The organism is Enterococcus gilvus ATCC BAA-350 (assembly GCF_000407545.1).
Lineage (GTDB): Bacteria > Bacillota > Bacilli > Lactobacillales > Enterococcaceae > Enterococcus_A > Enterococcus_A gilvus.
The window spans coordinates 2,372,762-2,389,870 of the sequence record NZ_ASWH01000001.1; the positions used below are offsets into that span (position 1 = coordinate 2,372,762).

22 protein-coding genes, 2 tRNA genes and 1 other annotated feature are annotated in these 17,109 nt (G+C 40.6%); of the genes, 6 read left to right on the forward strand and 18 right to left on the reverse strand.

Going from position 1 to position 17,109, the window contains the following annotated elements:
- Window positions 1-14: 14 nt before the first annotated feature.
- From I592_RS11745 to rplU, 10 genes are all read right to left on the reverse strand, one after another.
- Complete coding sequence (locus I592_RS11745; protein WP_010779988.1) at window positions 15-386, reverse strand: DUF956 family protein; 372 nt, start codon at window positions 384-386, stop codon at window positions 15-17.
- 107 nt (window positions 387-493) lie between these two features.
- Window positions 494-1,405, reverse strand: coding sequence for a PTS system mannose/fructose/sorbose family transporter subunit IID (locus I592_RS11750; RefSeq protein ID WP_010779987.1), 912 nt, complete (start codon window positions 1,403-1,405; stop codon window positions 494-496).
- A 21-nt stretch (window positions 1,406-1,426) separates the two neighbouring features.
- Complete coding sequence (locus tag I592_RS11755) at window positions 1,427-2,230, reverse strand: PTS mannose/fructose/sorbose transporter subunit IIC (RefSeq protein ID WP_010779986.1); 804 nt, start codon at window positions 2,228-2,230, stop codon at window positions 1,427-1,429.
- A 33-nt stretch (window positions 2,231-2,263) separates the two neighbouring features.
- The gene (locus I592_RS11760; protein ID WP_010779985.1) at window positions 2,264-3,256 is read right to left on the reverse strand and encodes a mannose/fructose/sorbose PTS transporter subunit IIA; all 993 of its coding nucleotides are present in this window, start codon (window positions 3,254-3,256) and stop codon (window positions 2,264-2,266) included.
- 75 nt (window positions 3,257-3,331) lie between these two features.
- Window positions 3,332-3,832, reverse strand: a complete 501-nt coding sequence (locus I592_RS11765) for a PTS sugar transporter subunit IIB (RefSeq protein ID WP_010779984.1) — start codon at window positions 3,830-3,832, stop codon at window positions 3,332-3,334.
- A gap of 197 nt (window positions 3,833-4,029) precedes the next feature.
- Window positions 4,030-6,804, reverse strand: a complete 2,775-nt coding sequence (locus I592_RS11770; protein ID WP_010779983.1) for a sigma-54-dependent transcriptional regulator — start codon at window positions 6,802-6,804, stop codon at window positions 4,030-4,032.
- A 292-nt stretch (window positions 6,805-7,096) separates the two neighbouring features.
- The gene (locus tag I592_RS11775; protein WP_010779982.1) at window positions 7,097-7,363 is read right to left on the reverse strand and encodes a SemiSWEET family transporter; all 267 of its coding nucleotides are present in this window, start codon (window positions 7,361-7,363) and stop codon (window positions 7,097-7,099) included.
- A 107-nt stretch (window positions 7,364-7,470) separates the two neighbouring features.
- Window positions 7,471-7,764: a 50S ribosomal protein L27 gene (gene rpmA, locus I592_RS11780; RefSeq protein ID WP_010779981.1), complete on the reverse strand. Its 294-nt coding sequence runs from the start codon at window positions 7,762-7,764 to the stop codon at window positions 7,471-7,473.
- A gap of 12 nt (window positions 7,765-7,776) precedes the next feature.
- On the reverse strand, window positions 7,777-8,127 hold the full coding sequence (locus tag I592_RS11785) for a ribosomal-processing cysteine protease Prp (RefSeq protein WP_010779980.1): 351 nt from the start codon (window positions 8,125-8,127) through the stop codon (window positions 7,777-7,779).
- 18 nt (window positions 8,128-8,145) lie between these two features.
- Complete coding sequence (gene rplU / locus I592_RS11790) at window positions 8,146-8,454, reverse strand: 50S ribosomal protein L21 (protein ID WP_010779979.1); 309 nt, start codon at window positions 8,452-8,454, stop codon at window positions 8,146-8,148.
- A gap of 20 nt (window positions 8,455-8,474) precedes the next feature.
- Window positions 8,475-8,546: a sequence feature (ribosomal protein L21 leader region), on the reverse strand.
- Window positions 8,547-8,665: 119 nt separating this feature from the next.
- Between rplU and I592_RS11795 the strand changes: the two genes are divergently transcribed.
- The 5 genes from I592_RS11795 to I592_RS11815 all read left to right on the forward strand — a co-directional run bounded on the left by I592_RS11795 (window position 8,666) and on the right by I592_RS11815 (window position 12,416).
- Entirely contained in the window at window positions 8,666-9,313 is a 648-nt protein-coding gene (locus I592_RS11795) for a uracil-DNA glycosylase (RefSeq protein WP_010779978.1), read from the forward strand.
- Entirely contained in the window at window positions 9,313-9,981 is a 669-nt protein-coding gene (locus I592_RS11800) for an O-methyltransferase (protein ID WP_010779977.1), read from the forward strand. Before I592_RS11795 ends, I592_RS11800 begins: the two co-directional genes overlap by 1 nt.
- Before the next feature lie 100 nt (window positions 9,982-10,081).
- On the forward strand, window positions 10,082-10,921 hold the full coding sequence (locus I592_RS11805; RefSeq protein WP_010779976.1) for an alpha/beta hydrolase: 840 nt from the start codon (window positions 10,082-10,084) through the stop codon (window positions 10,919-10,921).
- A 60-nt stretch (window positions 10,922-10,981) separates the two neighbouring features.
- A tRNA-Arg gene (locus I592_RS11810) sits at window positions 10,982-11,055 on the forward strand.
- 77 nt (window positions 11,056-11,132) lie between these two features.
- Window positions 11,133-12,416, forward strand: a complete 1,284-nt coding sequence (locus I592_RS11815) for a LysM peptidoglycan-binding domain-containing protein (RefSeq protein ID WP_244265173.1) — start codon at window positions 11,133-11,135, stop codon at window positions 12,414-12,416.
- 51 nt (window positions 12,417-12,467) lie between these two features.
- On the opposite strand, the gene I592_RS11820 is transcribed toward I592_RS11815, so the two are convergent.
- Window positions 12,468-12,541, reverse strand: a tRNA-Ile gene (locus I592_RS11820).
- 105 nt (window positions 12,542-12,646) lie between these two features.
- Between I592_RS11820 and I592_RS21645 the strand changes: the two genes are divergently transcribed.
- Window positions 12,647-12,865, forward strand: coding sequence for a hypothetical protein (locus I592_RS21645; protein ID WP_244265174.1), 219 nt, complete (start codon window positions 12,647-12,649; stop codon window positions 12,863-12,865).
- Between the two features lie 166 nt (window positions 12,866-13,031).
- Here the strand turns inward: I592_RS21645 and I592_RS11830 are convergent, their stop codons facing one another.
- The 7 genes from I592_RS11830 to I592_RS11855 form a co-directional block, all read right to left on the reverse strand.
- Entirely contained in the window at window positions 13,032-14,039 is a 1,008-nt protein-coding gene (locus tag I592_RS11830) for an N-acetylmuramoyl-L-alanine amidase (protein ID WP_010779974.1), read from the reverse strand.
- A gap of 1 nt (window position 14,040) precedes the next feature.
- Window positions 14,041-14,448 carry a phage holin family protein gene (locus I592_RS11835; protein ID WP_010779973.1) on the reverse strand — a complete coding sequence of 136 codons (408 nt, stop codon included), beginning with the start codon at window positions 14,446-14,448 and terminating at the stop codon, window positions 14,041-14,043.
- A gap of 70 nt (window positions 14,449-14,518) precedes the next feature.
- Entirely contained in the window at window positions 14,519-14,656 is a 138-nt protein-coding gene (locus I592_RS21650; protein ID WP_010779972.1) for a CD1375 family protein, read from the reverse strand.
- A 1-nt stretch (window position 14,657) separates the two neighbouring features.
- Complete coding sequence (locus I592_RS11840) at window positions 14,658-14,975, reverse strand: hypothetical protein (protein ID WP_010779971.1); 318 nt, start codon at window positions 14,973-14,975, stop codon at window positions 14,658-14,660.
- Between the two features lie 14 nt (window positions 14,976-14,989).
- The gene (locus tag I592_RS11845) at window positions 14,990-15,397 is read right to left on the reverse strand and encodes a hypothetical protein (RefSeq protein ID WP_010779970.1); all 408 of its coding nucleotides are present in this window, start codon (window positions 15,395-15,397) and stop codon (window positions 14,990-14,992) included.
- Window positions 15,398-15,412: 15 nt separating this feature from the next.
- Entirely contained in the window at window positions 15,413-16,561 is a 1,149-nt protein-coding gene (locus tag I592_RS22280) for a BppU family phage baseplate upper protein (RefSeq protein ID WP_016250196.1), read from the reverse strand.
- A gap of 18 nt (window positions 16,562-16,579) precedes the next feature.
- On the reverse strand, window positions 16,580-17,104 hold the full coding sequence (locus I592_RS11855; protein ID WP_010779968.1) for a CHAP domain-containing protein: 525 nt from the start codon (window positions 17,102-17,104) through the stop codon (window positions 16,580-16,582).
- Between the last annotated feature and the right edge of the window lie 5 nt (window positions 17,105-17,109).

Here is a 17,109-nt window from a genome sequence, read left to right on the forward strand (position 1 = left end):
TAAACGACTTTTCTCTACTTATTAAATTTGCCGCGAAGTCCGCGTTTGACAACATCTAAAAATCCTAATGAACGTACCATGTGGTCTGGATCAACGTACTCACGAATCGCACGCAACACTTTTTTAGGTTCTTTAGAGGCAAACGAATAGGTCCCGCTTTTTTTCGTTTGGATCGCATAACGGGGAATCCATTTTCCTTTGAATACCACTGAAGCGATAACATAATCTACTTCTTCCCAAGGAATTTGAACGAATTTTCGAGCATCACGATTGTTGTAAAATTCAAAGCCTTTATCACCAATCATGATTTTACCGTAATCTGCAATTCCTAAGTATGAGGTAGCATCGATCGTCAAATCGACCTTTGTATTGATTGACTGAACCATTAGATCTACTCCATTTCCATATATGTATCTGCTTTTATTATCTTTATTGTACACTTATTAAGAAAAAAATGCTCGGGCAAGCCCGAGCATTTTAACGATTGACTTTCTTACATAATACCTAATACGTGTAAGCCAACACCGACTACGAACAAACCAAGAATGATGATGATTGGAGAAACTTTTTTCTTCAATAACCACATGCAAAGCAATGTTAATAGTAATGCAGCAAGACCAGGAATTAATTGATTTAAGTTGTCTTGTAATGTTGTTACTTTATTACTGTCTAACGCTAAACCTGATGCTTGTTGAGAGAGTGCTTCTTTGATTCCTTGAGCACCAGCAGGCAATTTATCCCATTCAATGTAAGCACCTTTGTCCAATTTAACAGTAGAAACAACTGGTGTAAACTTCACATTTACCCATCGTTGAACTAAGGAACCTAGTACGAACATACCAAGGATAGATGCACCTTTAGTAACTTTTTGTAATAATCCGCCTGAAAGGTCATCTGTGATTTTAGAACCGGCACGGTAACCGAATTCTTGTGTATACCACATAAATGCCCAACGGATAATGTTCCAAGCAAGGAAGAAAATGATTGGTCCTAAGATATTTCCAGCAAGCGCTAGAGATGCACCTAAGGCACCTAACATCGGACGTACAGTAAACCAGAACACTGGGTCACCAACACCGGCTAGAGGTCCCATCATACCAACCTTAACCCCTTGGATTGCTACGTCATCAACAGGTGCGCCATTTGCACGTTCTTCTTCAAGTGCAAGTGTCACTCCGATGATTGGTGATGCGATATATGGGTGAGTATTAAAGAATTCTAAGTGACGTTGCATTGCTAGAATGCGATCTTCTTTAGTTTTGTATAATTTTTTGATTGCTGGCAACATTGCGTAACACCAGCCACCATTTTGCATACGTTCATAGTTCCAAGAACCTTGAATGAAGGTAGAACGCCATGCAACGGCTAAACGATCTTTTCTCGTTAATTCGATTTTTTCTGCCATTTTATTTCTCCTCCTTCAAGATTAATAATCATTCAAAATGTCGCCTAATGGGTCACCTGTATTGCCTCCGCCGCCATTAGATGAACCGCCACCAGTTTCTTGTAGGTTCAAGTAAATCAAAGCGAATGCAACTGCGATAACACCAAGTGCGATCAATGTTAATTCAGAAATAGCTGCAACGGCAAAACCGATTGCAAAGAATGGCCATACTTCACGTGTAGCCATCATGTTGATAACCATTGCATAACCAACGGCAACAACCATACCACCACCGATAGCCATACCATCAGTTAACCATGCAGGCATAGATTCTAAGAATCCACGTACAGTGTCAGCAGGGATAACTAATAATGCAGCAGCAGGAATAGCGATACGAACACCTTGCATACATACTGCGATAAGATGCCACATTTCAACTTTGCGCATTTCACCTTTTTCAGCAGCCGCATCCATAAAGTGAACGATCGGCACAGCTAAAGTACGAACGATCATTGTTAAGAACAATCCAGCTACAGCTAGTGGAACTGCGATTGCGATGGCTGAAGAAACACCTTTCACTCCTTGACCACCTAAAACTAAAATAATTGCAGATGCAACAGATGCCAATGCAGCATCCGGTGCTACGGCAGCCCCGATGTTTGCCCAACCTAAGGCGATCATTTGCAATGAACCGCCAAGAACGATCCCTGCTGATAAGTTACCAGTCACTAGACCGATTAATGTACATGCTACTAACGGTTGATGGAATTGGAATTCATCTAAGATTCCTCCCATACCGGCTAGAAAAGCAACGATTACTACTAATACCATTGAAATACCAGACATTATAAGCCCTCCTATTTAAGTTAATTATGTTGCTTAAGCGTTTTTCAATTCATTTTTTGCTTTGTTAAGAATTTCGTCCATGTTGTCTTTAGAATCATTTGGCACTTTACGTACATCAAATTTGATTCCTTTTGCTTTCAATTTCTCGAAAGTATCAACATCTTCTTGCCCCATTGACAATACTTTACTTACTACGACTTTCCCAACTGAGTGAGCCATTGATCCAACATTGATTTCTTTAATATCAACGCCGCCTTCAACCGCACGCAATACATCTTCAGGATTTTCAAATAGTAACAACGCTTTGGTATTTCCGAAACGAGGGTCTTTTGAAATCTCGATCATTTTTTCGATAGGGATAACGTTTGCCTTAACACCTGGAGGAGCAGCTTGTTCGATCAATCTCTTACGTAGATCGTCTTTTGCTACTGCATCTGAAACAACGATGATCCGGTTAGGGCCAGTTGTTTTTGTCCAAGCTGTTGCCACTTGTCCATGTAATAAACGAGAATCGACACGAGCCAACACAAATTTAATGTGTCCATCACCAAGTACGGTTCCTTCTGGAATTGTACCTGTTGGTTGTCCACCTTCTGCTGCAGCTACTGGAGCTGTTTCAGCTGGTTCTAATTCTTCAGGACGGATTCTAACGCCTTCTTTAGCTGTACCTAAAATGTGTGCAGCAATTTCATGCGCAGTTTCCATAGAGAAACGTGAAGCATACGCTTCGATCAACATTGGTAAGTTCATACCAGCAACGATTGCCCACTTGTCTTTGTGTTCTTCAAACAAGCTGTTTGCTTGGTTGAATGGAGTGCCACCCCAAAGATCTACTAAGAACAATACTTCGTCTTGGTTTTCGAAAGAGGCGATTGCTTCTTTCATTTTTGCCTTAACATCATCAGGTCCTTCACTTGGCATCAAAGTAACAGCTTTGACGTTTTCTTGTTCTCCAAAGATCATCGCTCCGGATTGCAAGATACCATTCGCGAATTCACCATGACTGGCAATGATAATTCCTACCATCTTCATACCTCCTACTATTATTGTTACAGCTCAAAATATAAATAAGTTCTAAAAAAACCTGTAACCAAAATTATTTTACTGCAGCATCTTCTCTTTTTTGATCAATTGCATCAGATCTGTCTTCCGGTCTGTCGGCACTTGGCGAATTTCCAATTCGATTCCTGCTTCTGACAACTCAAGGAAACATCTCACATCATCATTATCTATGGAAATAAAATTGGTGATCATTTTCTTTCCTTCGCTGAATCGCATGCCGCCGATATTGACCGCTTTCAAATCAACACCTAGTTCGACGACCTCCACCACATCTTGCGGAGAGGCAAACAGCAGCATGATCTTCATTCCATCAAACAATTGATCTCGATACACTTCAACCAGTTTTCTTTTAGTGACGACATTGGACCTGATTCCTGGTGGTGCGGCTTGTTTTAGGAGAAACTTACGCAACTCATCGTTGGCAACCTCGTCGCTGACAACTAAGATACGCTCGATTCCTGTTGCTTTAGACCAAACAGTCGCTACCTGACCGTGAATCAAACGATCATCGATACGAGTGAGTCGAATATCCATTACCATCCCACCACCTCCTGCTACTACAAGGCTCAGATGCTAAAAGACTTGTGCTACATTTGAGTACAGTGTGACACACAGTACTCACTTATAATAAAGCAAGTGCCGTGCCAAGATACACTACTAAAGAATTCTTTATTTATCGCGTTTCAAACGATACACAAAAAAGGATACAGTAGACTGTATCCTTTTTTGTGTATTATTTATACAATGATTTCTTCATTATTTTTAAGTAATTGATAGATATAGTATCGTTCTGAAGTAGGGATCGTGATACGCAGTTGGCTTTCTAGTTCGTTCAAGCCGCGATTCATCACAACATTGTCCGTTACCGTTTGATAAATCCGCTTTGATTCCTCGTCGATTTTCAACGGTTGTTGTAGGATTCCTCGCTCGATCGTTCCAGCCATGTGCATTACAAAATTGACAATCAATGCATAGTCAGAAGAATCACCGTTACTTTTGATCACTGTATTAGCCAGTCGCCACAGTGGATCGATCAATTTATTTGGATTGATGAACGTAAAGCTCTCTTCCATGAATTTCACACACAATTCCCGTGCTTTATTCGCATCAAGGACGACTTCTTCTTGTTCAGACAGATCATTTTCCAATAATAGCTCATCCAATATTTGATCGGCTTTTTGATTGATAAATTTTTCCATCGGAATATAGGGCGCACCGATTTTCGGGTCCATGATCCCGGTCGTTGCTAATATTTTAAATTCTTCCTTGAATCCCGGCACCTTGCTTTTGATATCTGCCACAGCCAATGTCAGCACTTCAATATGCTTCAAATTCCGCTGTTTCAACGGGCGCTCGATGATTTCTTTTAATCGTTTGGCCGTTCCTTCCCCCGAAGCACAAATAGCGAGGATCGCTTGCTTTTCGTGGGAATCATTTTTTTCCTGTACTACATGGCCATAGCCGCGAAAGCCTTGTAGGGAATCGTATAGCTCATCGACTCCTGATCCAAGAACACTTGATTTGCGAGCCGCTTCAATCAGCAACGGTGTCGTCACCATATCCAGGGTGCACACGTCGATACCGGTATCTTTTCGGATTTCTTCATTAAAGGTAGCCAATGATCCCATGTCCACCATGATGAGTACGCCGCTGCCTTCGTCGATCTGCGACACTGCTTCCCGCATTTTTTCGTAGGCAACTCGCGGATGCATGTCTAGCGGCATATCCACTGCGATGATATTGGATACATCCAGCAACTCTCGAACCACTTGGGCCATGGATGTAGCGGTGCTGTTTCCATGCGCCGCGACGACGACGCCGATTTTCCCTGCAGATTGGTCTTCTCTTAACGACACCAGTAAAACGGTCAAATAATAATCTTCGCTATCTGGAATGATCACCTGAAATTCATTTTCGACTAAGCGTCGGATCTCTCGTGCAACCGCAAACTCGGTCGGATAGTCCTTCGCCATTTCTCGAATATTGGCATTTGTCTCACGAGTTTCTCCCACGTGTATTTTCTTTAAAAAGGAAGAAATATGGAGACTCATCGCATAAATAAAGTTTTGCTGAAAATGAGTGTCTAAACGTTCACTCACCAGCACGGCGATTTTATTGCTGATGTCTATCACACGCTTATCCACAAATTCTGTCAAACGTGTTTCTGTATCGAAGGTAAAGCCATGATTCTTGTAAAAGGATTTCAAGTGGACATTGATATCGGTAGAGATAAAGTGATTGATCGTCTCTTGATCCAGACCTTCCGTCTTCAACAACGCCGCTTTATCACCGATGATGTCGTATAGATTATAGGGCAATTCGTAAGTATCTGTTTTGATCAATTCATCGATCTCATTTGGCGTAACCACCATTTCTGGCTCCAAATACGGTGAGATATCTGTCGTCTTGATCCGGTCAGCAGAAAGCTGAACAAGTCCTGCTTTGATCCCCTCAGTCAAGTCATTCAAAGTAATATGAATTTCTTCCTGCATCATATGATTCATAAACCCTCGTGCACAGATCAATTGTACATTCGACTTCAATTGTCCGACATTCCCATAGGAAACGCTGCCCAGCAAAGCTTTTACAACATCTTCCGACAAAGTGATCTTTCGCTGGATTCGATTAGCTTCCATCGCCACCATCACACGAACCAAATCTAGCTGTTCTGATGCGGGGCGGCTGCTGAAGGCTGGCATTTGGATATTGATTGGAATACGTCGAACAAAGGTATCCAACAGTGCAGAATGCGGGTCTTCCGTCGTTGCACCGACGATCCGAACATTCGCAAACCGATTTTTCCCACTCTCTCCCAGTCGACTATAGGTGCCATGATCCATAAAGTAGAAAATCATTTCCTGTCCTTCTGGCGGCAGTCGGTGAATCTCATCTAAAAACAGCATGCCGCCGTCCGCCTGTTGGATCAATCCATCCTTTTCATTGTCCGCTCCCGTGAAGGCACCCTTCTCGTAGCCGAAGAGGTGGCTCATCAATAACTCTGGGTTGTTTGCGTAATCGGCACAGTTAAAGACGACCAGCTCTCGTCCAGTCTCCACCACACCTTCCGTTTGCGCAAACTGAAACATCGCGTGGGCAAAGAAGGTTTTACCTGATCCTGTAGGTCCAGTGATCAAACAATTCAATCCGCGAGGGGGGTATAATATAGCCGCTTTGGCTTGCTCGACAGCATTTCTCATACTGCCCGTCGATCCTATGATCTGAGTAAAGACGTTGCCTGTGTTTTGATGCAGGATCTTTTTCTCAGGCGGCTCGACAACTTTTTTCTTTATGTGAGTGGTTTCTGTATCAAACGACATTTCTCCTGATTGATCTGAAACAAAATAGCGAACAGGTCTGCCTTCACTTTTACTCAATTGACCCTCTTTAACAAGAAGATTCAGATCCTTACTAGCATTTGTCCGTTGAATATCCAATGAATCTGCTACGTCTTTCGTTGTTACATTTGCATTTTCCAAAACGAAGCGATAAATGCGGTCAATCCGTCGTTCCATTCAGTCACCTTCTTTATTAGTGTATTCCTTATTACCAATCATCTATAGTTTTTATTAAAAAGTCAAACATTTCGATATAAAATAATACACTATATTTTTTAAATTTGAAAATTTATGGGTTTTTCGGAAAAATGCCTTAACTTAATTTTAAGCTTTTTTATCATTTATTATTCCTTTTCTAGTAAAAGTGCGTCCCTATTCCGTGTTTCTTCTATTATATAGGAGCGATCGTCTTCTCTAATAAAAAAAACTAGCCAAGACAGGAATTCTGTCTTGGCTAGTTTCTTGATACTTACATCAATGCAGTTATAAAGGTAATGGCTCCTAAAAATACACCTGGAACATTTGCGATGATGATCGGGTAATCTTTTTTCTTTTGCATAGACGCGTAGATCACCCAAAAAATACAGTTGACCATCGCCACCATTGGTTGAATGGGATTCCCTTTGTCCCCCGCCAAATTATTCATGATCTGTGGGATGTAAGATACATACATCAGTACGGATAGCACCGACGCGATCCTCCCAAAAATTTGTACTGTTCGTTCTTTCTTATTCACAAAAAACACCTCATACTTCTTTCACTATTAAAATAGTACCTTAACTTGTGAAAAGAAGCGAAAAAAAAGCCCTGACCCTGAAAATCAGGATTAGGACTTCGAATGTCTTATGCTTCTTGAGCGACTGGGTATACAGACACTTGTTTTTTGTCGCGACCTTTACGTTCGAAACGTACTACGCCGTCAACTTTAGCAAACAATGTGTCATCGCCACCGATACCTACGTTTACACCAGGGAAAATTTTAGTACCACGTTGGCGATAAAGAATAGATCCACCAGTAACAGTTTGACCGTCAGCACGTTTAGCACCTAAACGTTTTGACTCTGAGTCACGTCCGTTAGAAGTTGAACCGCCACCTTTTTTGTGGGCGAATAATTGTAAGTTCATATTCATTAACATGAGCTGCACCTCCTATGATTTAGATTCTGTTTGGACTTCCATGAAATCCAAATACTCAGTTTCGATTGATTGCAAGCCTAACAATAAATGTTCTAGCAAGATTTGCGAGATATTCATCTGCTCTTGTGTCATGGAATCATCCAGATTCAACACGACATGAAGATAACCACCTTCATCATCGTTGGTCTCGATGTTCGGAATGACACCTGCCAGTGCATCCAGACTATTTACTGTACTGATCGCCAACGCGGAAACGGCAGAACATACGATATCGCTACCGTAAGGGCCTGCTTCGGCATGACCTGTCAGGGTAAATTCGCTGATTTGACCTGCATGATTTCGAGTGAATGTACCTTTGATCAACTTAGGCACCTTCTTTTTTTATGCTTTGATTGAGTCAATAACAACTTTAGTGTAAGGTTGACGATGACCTTGTTTACGGTGTGAATGTTTTTTAGGTTTGTATTTGAAAGTAACGACTTTCTTTTGTTTGCCGTGTTTTTCAACAGTTCCTTCAACAGTTGCACCTTCAACGATAGGAGCTCCTACTTTCGTAGATTCGCCGCCTACTAAAACAACTTGGTCGAAGACAACTTTTTCTCCAGCTTCAGCGTCTAATTTTTCAATGTAGACTGCTTGACCTTCTTCAACTTTGATTTGTTTACCGCCAGTTTTGATGATTGCGTACATGCTTGTGGCACCTCCTTATAATAGATACTTAGACTCGCCATCCCAAGTGACCGAAGTACTTAATAACTTGTTCTGCGCGGTTGTAGCTGTGGGTTCCACAATTACAACATTCATAGTTTACTAAAAAAGATAGGCCAAGTCAATGATTAATTATTGACGGGTGGGCTGCTTTTTTCTACTATTAGAAGGACGATAAAGTGAGGTGGCAAAAATGGAGTATCCAAAAGAGCTTGTCGATTTAGTGGCAACACGTTCCGAAGGGTTCCAGCTTGAGGGATTTATGGCAGGTCAAGGACCTCGTCATCCAAAATTAATGCTGCTGGGTGAAGCGCCTGGTCGGAACGAAGTCGTGAATCATATCCCCTTTTCTGGAGCTGCTGGAAAAGAATTGATCCAAGCGATGACAGCTATCGGGCTTACTCGGGAAAACACCTATATCACCAGTGCGGTCAGAAGCCGCCCCTATAAGATCGTCGAACGGATCAACAAGCGGACAAAAGAACCTGAGACCGTGTACCCTAATCGAACACCGACCAAAAAAGAGATTCTGGCTCATGCCCCGATCTTGGACTATGAACTGTCGGTGATCCAGCCAACGATCATTGCAACATTAGGCAATATCGGTTTGCAACGGCTGCTCGGACCCAAATGGCAGATCAGCGAACGCCATGGCGACGTCTATCGGGGACCTGTTTTAGAATTGACCGCCGACCAAAACAACTACCAACAGTCAAAACAAGCATACACCGTTCTCCCACTTTTCCATCCCGCGGCAGTGTTTTACAACCGTAAGTTGAGTGAGACGATCACGGAGGACTGGGCCTTATTAGGAAACCTACTAGAGAAAGAGGAAAAATAATGCGCAATGAAATGATGTACCGACCAATAATCAATGAAGATATTCTGCACTATTTACGAACCGAACAGAAGCAACTGACTGGATCACTGGGTGACTTAGAAGCACTTGCCCATGAGAATGGCGTGCCGGTGATTCCCCACGAGACAGTTGTCTTCTTGCAATTTTTACTGAAGCAAAAACAACCAAAGAGCGTCCTAGAGATCGGGACCGCCATCGGATTTTCTGCCAGCTTAATGGCTGAATCCCTTGGGAAAGAAGCAAAGATCACAACGATCGATCGCTTCCCGGTCATGATCGAAAAGGCCAAAGCAAACTTTGAAAAACTGGGCTTGGCAGACCAAGTGACCTTATTAGAAGGCGATGCAGCGGACATTCTCAGCACGTTGGAAGGTCCCTATGATTTTATTTTCATGGACAGTGCTAAATCAAAATACATTGCCTTCTTACCCGAATGTCTGCGACTTCTATCAGACGATGGCGTCCTGATGGTGGATGATATTTTCCAAGCAGGCACCGTCTTGCAGCCGATCGAGGATATCCCCCGCAAGAACCGGGCGATCCATCGTCATTTGAATGAATTTTTAGAGGTGGTCACCACTTCTCCTGAACTTACTTCTACGCTGCTTCCGTTAGGGGATGGCGTGGCACTGATCTCAAAAAACAACTAAACATTTGGCGGAAATTTGAAACTTTTTTGAATTTCTGCCTTTTTACTTGTACATCAAGAAAATCGGCGTACACTAGGGAACTGAAATGGAGGAATTGCCTGTGAAGAACAAAAAAATTTGGGGCGCCCTAGCAATTCTATTGGTGTGTATTCTCGGATTGATCCTATTCGAAACAAAAGACCGCGTGCATGCATCAAAAAGTTCGACTGACCCCTTGCCAATACCGGCACCAGTCATCATGGTTCCCGGTACAAATGGAGATGTCAATCGATTTGACAGTCTCGTTGATTCGTTAAAACAGACAGAAAAAAATGTCGATGAAATAAAAATCACGGTCAACAAGGATGATTCCATCACCTCTTCAGGGCGTTTTACAAAAAAGACAAAGCGTCCCATCATCGCTGTTGCTTTCGAGGACGGAACAGACCCCTCCTTGCCGAAACAATCACGCTGGTTCCAAAAGGCATTAGAATACGCGGAAAAATCATATACCTTCAACACCTATGATTACTTGGGCTATTCCAATGGCGGACTGATCATCACCGGGTATTTGGAAAACGAGCAAAAGAGCAACGATCCTGCACTTTCACACTTGATCACGCTTGGGTCCCCTTATAACGATACGTCTTGGGAGTACAATGACAACAGCGCGACCTTTACAAAACCAAAGGCCGAAAGCGACTTATTGAAATACTATTTAAAAAATAAACAAAACATCCCAAAAAACATCACCGTCTACAACATCGCTGGCAATTGCGGCGAACAGAACACAGATATGACGGTCCCATTGACTAGTGTATTGGCCGGGCGCTTGATATACGGCGACAGTGAGACATACAAAGAAATCATTGTGGACGAGCAAGCTGATCACGGATCTCTGGTCGAAAATCCAAAAACATTGAAGCTGATCAAAGAATATCTCTTTGAATCAGTAAAATAACGAATTAGGATTGACATTCAAGGGTAGTTTTTCTATAATAGCAATTGTTGCAAAACTACTGTCACAGTAGCTCAGCTGGATAGAGCATCCGCCTTCTAAGCGGACGGTCGGGGGTTCGAATCCCTCCTGTGATGTATTCAAGCCTCTAGGAACGCTGATTCCTAGAGGCTTTTTGTTTTGCCATGTGCCAAAATTGAGCCAAAAGACTTCTATGTATTTCTTTTTATTATTTATGTTTGATTCCTATTTTTCTCTAAGTAGTGATACAATATTTATAACAATAAATACTCATAAGAAAGAAGGGGAAACTTTGAAAAAGATTGTTGGTATTTTATCACTATTACTACTAACCGTAATAGTTACAGCGTGTGGAAACAATGTTACAACTAAAGATTTGAAAGCGCATGATTGGCAAATGGATATGGAAGAAAATAAAGAAGATATAAATTTTAAGGTGTCCTTTAGCGATCATGTAATGACATGGGCCCCAGACATGTCTACTATGAAAAGTGAAGCATCTGATGAATGGGAAAAGATGGGAGAAGATTTAGGAAAGCAAATAGCTGGAGAAATAAAATATAAAGTCGAGTACGAGTTGAAAGGAAAAACAATCCATCTTAAAGAAGCTGATTTAAAATTGGATGATGATTATACTATCCAGAGAGACGGTAAGGATATTGTACTTACTCCGGATAAAAAAGATGCGAAAAAATTAGTTTTAATTCCTTATTCAAATAAAACTTCTAAGACAAAATCATCCAGCACAAAACCAACGTCTGAAAAGAAAAAGTCTGTAGACTTGAATCGTGTCATTGATAAGTTTAAAAAAGACGGACTAGAAGTAAATGAACCAAGAAAAATGACTAAAGATGATTACGGAATGGCTCCTCTGAAAGCAAAAGAAGGATTAGTATTCGGTGTGCAGATGGGTTCTGATGGGGAATATCAAAATGCTAGGATTTTTTCATTTGAATCAGAAAGCGATCTTAAGGATACGCAGAGTTATTACGATGACCTTGGAAAGGCATCCTCAGCCACCTTTTCTTATACAGCTGCTGATAAAGACAAGCTAGTTTTGATGCAGTTTAATGGAGATTTGCCTATAGAGGTTGTAGATAAATATGTAAATAATGCGGATCTTACTTTAACACCAGTAAGTTTCGATACAGATTCTTCAGATTCTCAAGATATGCAAGATGAGAGCATAAACAGTTCTTCTGTTGAGACGGAACCCGAGCAGCAACTGACGCCTCAACAACAGCCGGCTCAGCAACAATCAGAACAACCAAGCCAGCAAGCAGATACTCAACAGGCAACACCTAGTGAAGATTCACAAAGCGAAGCAAATGCTCAGTACGGAACAGCTCAAGCTGGCGAAGGACCTCGTCAGATTGCCGGGCGATATGGTATGAGTGTTGATGAATTTTTAGAAATGAATGGCATGAACCAAGATAATTTTTACTTTAACCCTGGACAAGAAGTCAGAGTCAAATAATACAAAAAAACACCCTCCACAACCAATTAAGGCTGTAGAGGGTTTATTTTATGTACCCTGTAGGACTCGAACCTACGACCGGACGGTTATGAGCCGTCTGCTCTAACCAACTGAGCTAAGGGTACTAAATAGACTGGTGGAAAGTTAGGGATTCCCACCAGCCTATAAACAGAATTGTTAGCAATTACACTAACGTAGTTAATTATATCAAACACTTTTTTTGTGTCAAATTGAGTAAAATTGTTCTTGCGCTAACGAGTGAACAAGAACCACAACGATACTTACTTATAAGAGTTCCTACTACGGATATGACTGGTATAATTCAAATTAACTTCAAAATAAATTATAAAAAAGGATCATATGAGTTTTCTCCAAATATGAGAAATGGCCATGAAGATAAAGTCGTTCTTAAAGTAAAAAAAACTTTAACAAGCTTTATTAATAAATAATCATTTTCTTGATAGATACAAAAAAAACAATCCTAGAGCAATCAATACTACTCCTAGTATAAATGTTTTAATAAATTCAACATTAGTTAACACGCCAATAAAAATCTGCTTCATAATTAATTACCTTTTAACTCCCTTTGCTATTTCGCAAAGGGAGTTCTTTCTTTTATTTAATATCGTGGTACCAGCGCGTTTCATAAAAGTCTTGGAAACCTCCACTAGTATTACCTTTAGCGTCATTTGTTGCACGAGTCATAATAATTACTGACTTGCCACTAAACTGTTTCGCATTAAAGTTCACATCGTAGCCAACACTTCCAGTTGTACGATAGGCTGCGTTTACATCTGGTCTAGCAATTCCAGGTGCTTTTTGGCGTGCTAACTCTTTGCCAGTGGTCCGATCAATAATAAATACATATTGATACTTATAATTAGCGATATGCCAACCACGAGCCTTCAAGGTGTTTCCGATTCTCCCCCATTGATCAACATGAGCATGGTTGCCTTTGCCATCATTCATTACGGAATATCCAGATCCTGCGGTAGTTGGATCTACAGGTTTACTTGGTGTCGGTGCAGGTTTGTTTTCATTTGATTCAAATCCATACTTCACATCATGCGCAAATTGCGCTTGAGACACACCTTGACTTGCTAAGTAACCGTATGGGTCCGTATGGTCGCCCCACCAGTTCGTAGAAATGTATTGGTGACTAATGACCCCTTTGCCGCCTACTGGACTATCTACAGTAAGAGGGATGTTGAACCGTTTCGCACTGTCGCGGATTAATTCAATGTAAACCTTATAATTCTGCTTAAAGAGTGCAGGATTAGGCGTTGCCTGCAATTCGATTTGTACTGGAGAATTGGAATTAGCATACGAACCCCCTCCGTACTGCACATAACCTGGTTCACCTACTTGATAAACAATGCCATCACCAACGATATAAGCAGTATAGGCATTTGCCCAATTTCGTTTCATGAAGGTCGCTTCGTTACGACCTGTTGCATTTGGATTTGCCGTATCATGGGCGACAATGTAATTTGGATTTGCTCGAATTGAACTCCCCTCACCAGGGCCTAAATTAAATTCGTTGTTGATGGTATATGCAAAACCTGTTGTCGGCAATAAAAAAAGAGCCATTAAAAGGCTCAATAAAGTAATTTTCTTTTTCATTTTAGTCCTCCTTATGATCGTGATTATCCCGAATTTGTAAAAAAGCATCTTTAATTTGATCTGGAAAATTAATGAACACTGAAATGTTTTCTAAGAAGCTAATGCCTTCATTCGCCAAATAGAACATGATAACAATTTCGCGAAGCGGGATTGAACTACCGATCACTTTTTCTACTTCCACCGCTACTGCAATAACTACAAAGATCAACACCTTGCGAATCAATCCAATAAAGCCGATTCTGCTGCTGATCTCTTTCAAATTCCATGCTTTTAATAATCCAGTTAAGTAATCCACAATTACCAAATATACCAACGCGTGCAAAATTGCATCCATCCCTCCAAGCCAACTAACGACAACACCACCCAACACCCCTGTTACAATAGATGCTGCATTTAAATATTTTTCCAAATTATTCACTCCTTTCAAAATAGAAAACGACCGGCTAAAAAGCCGATCGCTCCAACTACTACATATCTAGTTATTTTGTTTCTTCTTGCTTTTTTGCATCATTCACGATTTCAGTCACTTGATCTAAAATTGATGCAGGTACTGTTTCAATTTTGCGCTTTCCATCAATTACGTGAGTTGCGTAAAGCATAGCTAATGCTGAATACATATCACTCTCCTCCTTTCATTGCAGCGGTAGCAGATAAAACCATATCCGCTAATTCTAAAAGAGCTTCATCAGACATATCTACACGCTGACGAAGCTCTTCATTTTCTGCTTTTAATTTTTCCAACTCTGTAAGACCATTCAGTTCCTCGATTTGTTGTTTGTATTTTTCTTCATCAAGCAATGCCTTGCCGTTTTCTACCTTCACACAACCAATTAGACCGAATAATTGTTCTTCCGTGTCTATCTCGATGTACGAGTCATTCTCCACATTTGACCAAGAATCCACATAATCGTTATTAATTTCTACAAATGCTTTCATTCTTTCCCCTCCAATTACATTACTACGATACGACGCAAGCACATATTTCGACGATCGTTTTTCTCATTTTCAGCATGTCCGACGATCGTTGTTTTATTGATTGTGAATGTTTTTGAGGTGTTTACTAAAGGAGCATCTTGAGAAATTGTATAAATTGTCTCTAACACCGCTTTCGGATAGAAGATTGTTGTTTGTCCATACCCTAGCCGTATCCCACCCTCCGGATTATAACGCTCAAAAATAAGTGCTATACCCGTTGTCAGATCTGTTTGAGAGTATGAGTGACTATGATTATCTGTAAAATACTGCTGACCATCAAAAATGACTTTTCCATTCGAAACCATTTTTTCCAATGATAAAAAATTTTCTTGAATAGCTTCAGCACCATTTTGCATTCCACGATAAATTTGTTTTAATGCCATTTGCTATGTTCCTCCTCATTTCTTTTTTAACTCTACTGTATAATCTTTGTTAATAAGTAACTCTAATTTATCAGGTACTTTATCAAAATCTGTTTTGTCGTTATTTACATAGGCCTTGGTTATATTTGCTTCTGGCATAGTAAATTGAAGTGTTTTATTTCCTTCAATAATCAACAATGTATGCTTATCATAAATAATGAATGATCCATTTAGAGCATAATAAAGCGGCATTTCTACATGAGTTTTCTTTCGATCAAAGCTAAGTTGAGAGGGAACATTACAGATCGTTCCTCCACCAAATTTACCAGAAGAATCCAAACCACCTAATTCGGTCCCTAGCGCATCCTGATAATAAGTTACTTTTACTTCGGGTTGATACTCAGAATCATGTTCAATCGTGACCTTATTTCCGACTGCAATATGTTTATATACAATCAAATCTAGTTGATACTTTATCTTTTGATAAATATATTCTAAATCTGCAATTAATCTATCTTTGATGGATTCATGACGAACTCCTTGCAAATCGACACGTGCATCCATAAGTTCAGCTAACATCACACCGCCTGGATCGATGGATCTAAGAATATCTTTTATTGATTCGAACCACATCAGATAATCTGATTCTTGACCTTCACGCCAAGCCTCAAAAGTATCTTGTTGATGCTTTCGCCATTCTTCGAATTCTTTTTTACGAGCATTCATCCAGTCAGTAAAATCACCTTTGTTTGCATTCAAAAAGGCCACCATGTCTGCGATTAGGTCCTCAACCGTCTGCCAATAAGAACCCATTTCACCAGGAGTCTTACTAACCGCACGAACAACAAAATAGGAGAAATCTTGTGTGGTTCCGATCACGTCTTCACCTTGGTAAAATACAATATTTGCCGTTTGACGATGTAGTGCCTGCATTGAATATTCATCAAATGTATATTGGATTTTGCCATTTTTTGCATCAATTATTTTTACAGCTCTCTGAATCGCTGAACCATTGGTTAAGAGAGCTTCTAAATACGCTTTACATCGTGATAAATCGACTGGTAATCCCTTCTGAGTAACAATGGCTTCCATCGTTTCGGAATTCTTGTTTCCTTGTCGGACTTGAATCATGCCAACATAGTTATAAGGCTCTGTCGTACTTAGCGTGACATTCCATTTAGCCATTAATTAATCACATCCTTTCTATTCGTCCATTGGCGCTTGGCCATGAATAAAGTCTGTTGGTTCTCCACTAAAGTCTTGTGGAATAATCATCGAGGCAATTGTTTCGCGTCCCATATATTCACGATCATATTCAGCGACAAACTCACCTAGTTCTCCTTTTTGTTCATAGGTTTGAATCATTCCGTTTTCTAGTCCCCTGATTACAGCACAGTGCCCATATTCTTCATGAGTAGTAAAACTATCACTGATCTGAACGCCTCTTTCAAAACAAAGAATAGAGCCAACTTTTAAATCCTCATACTGCGGATTCATAATTACTGACCAACCAAATTCATGCCACTTGTAGGCAATTCCTATGTCTGATGCTGAATAGATCAACTCATCGTTTACGGGATCGAGTTGATCATAATACGTTCCTGCACCTAAATCAGGCCCACACATAATTCCACTAAACTCAGCAGCTACTGCATAGCATTGATAGTTACCGATTGATGAATTAATCTTGCTCTTCAAATGATTTAACCCTTTATCATAAATAGCCATTACTT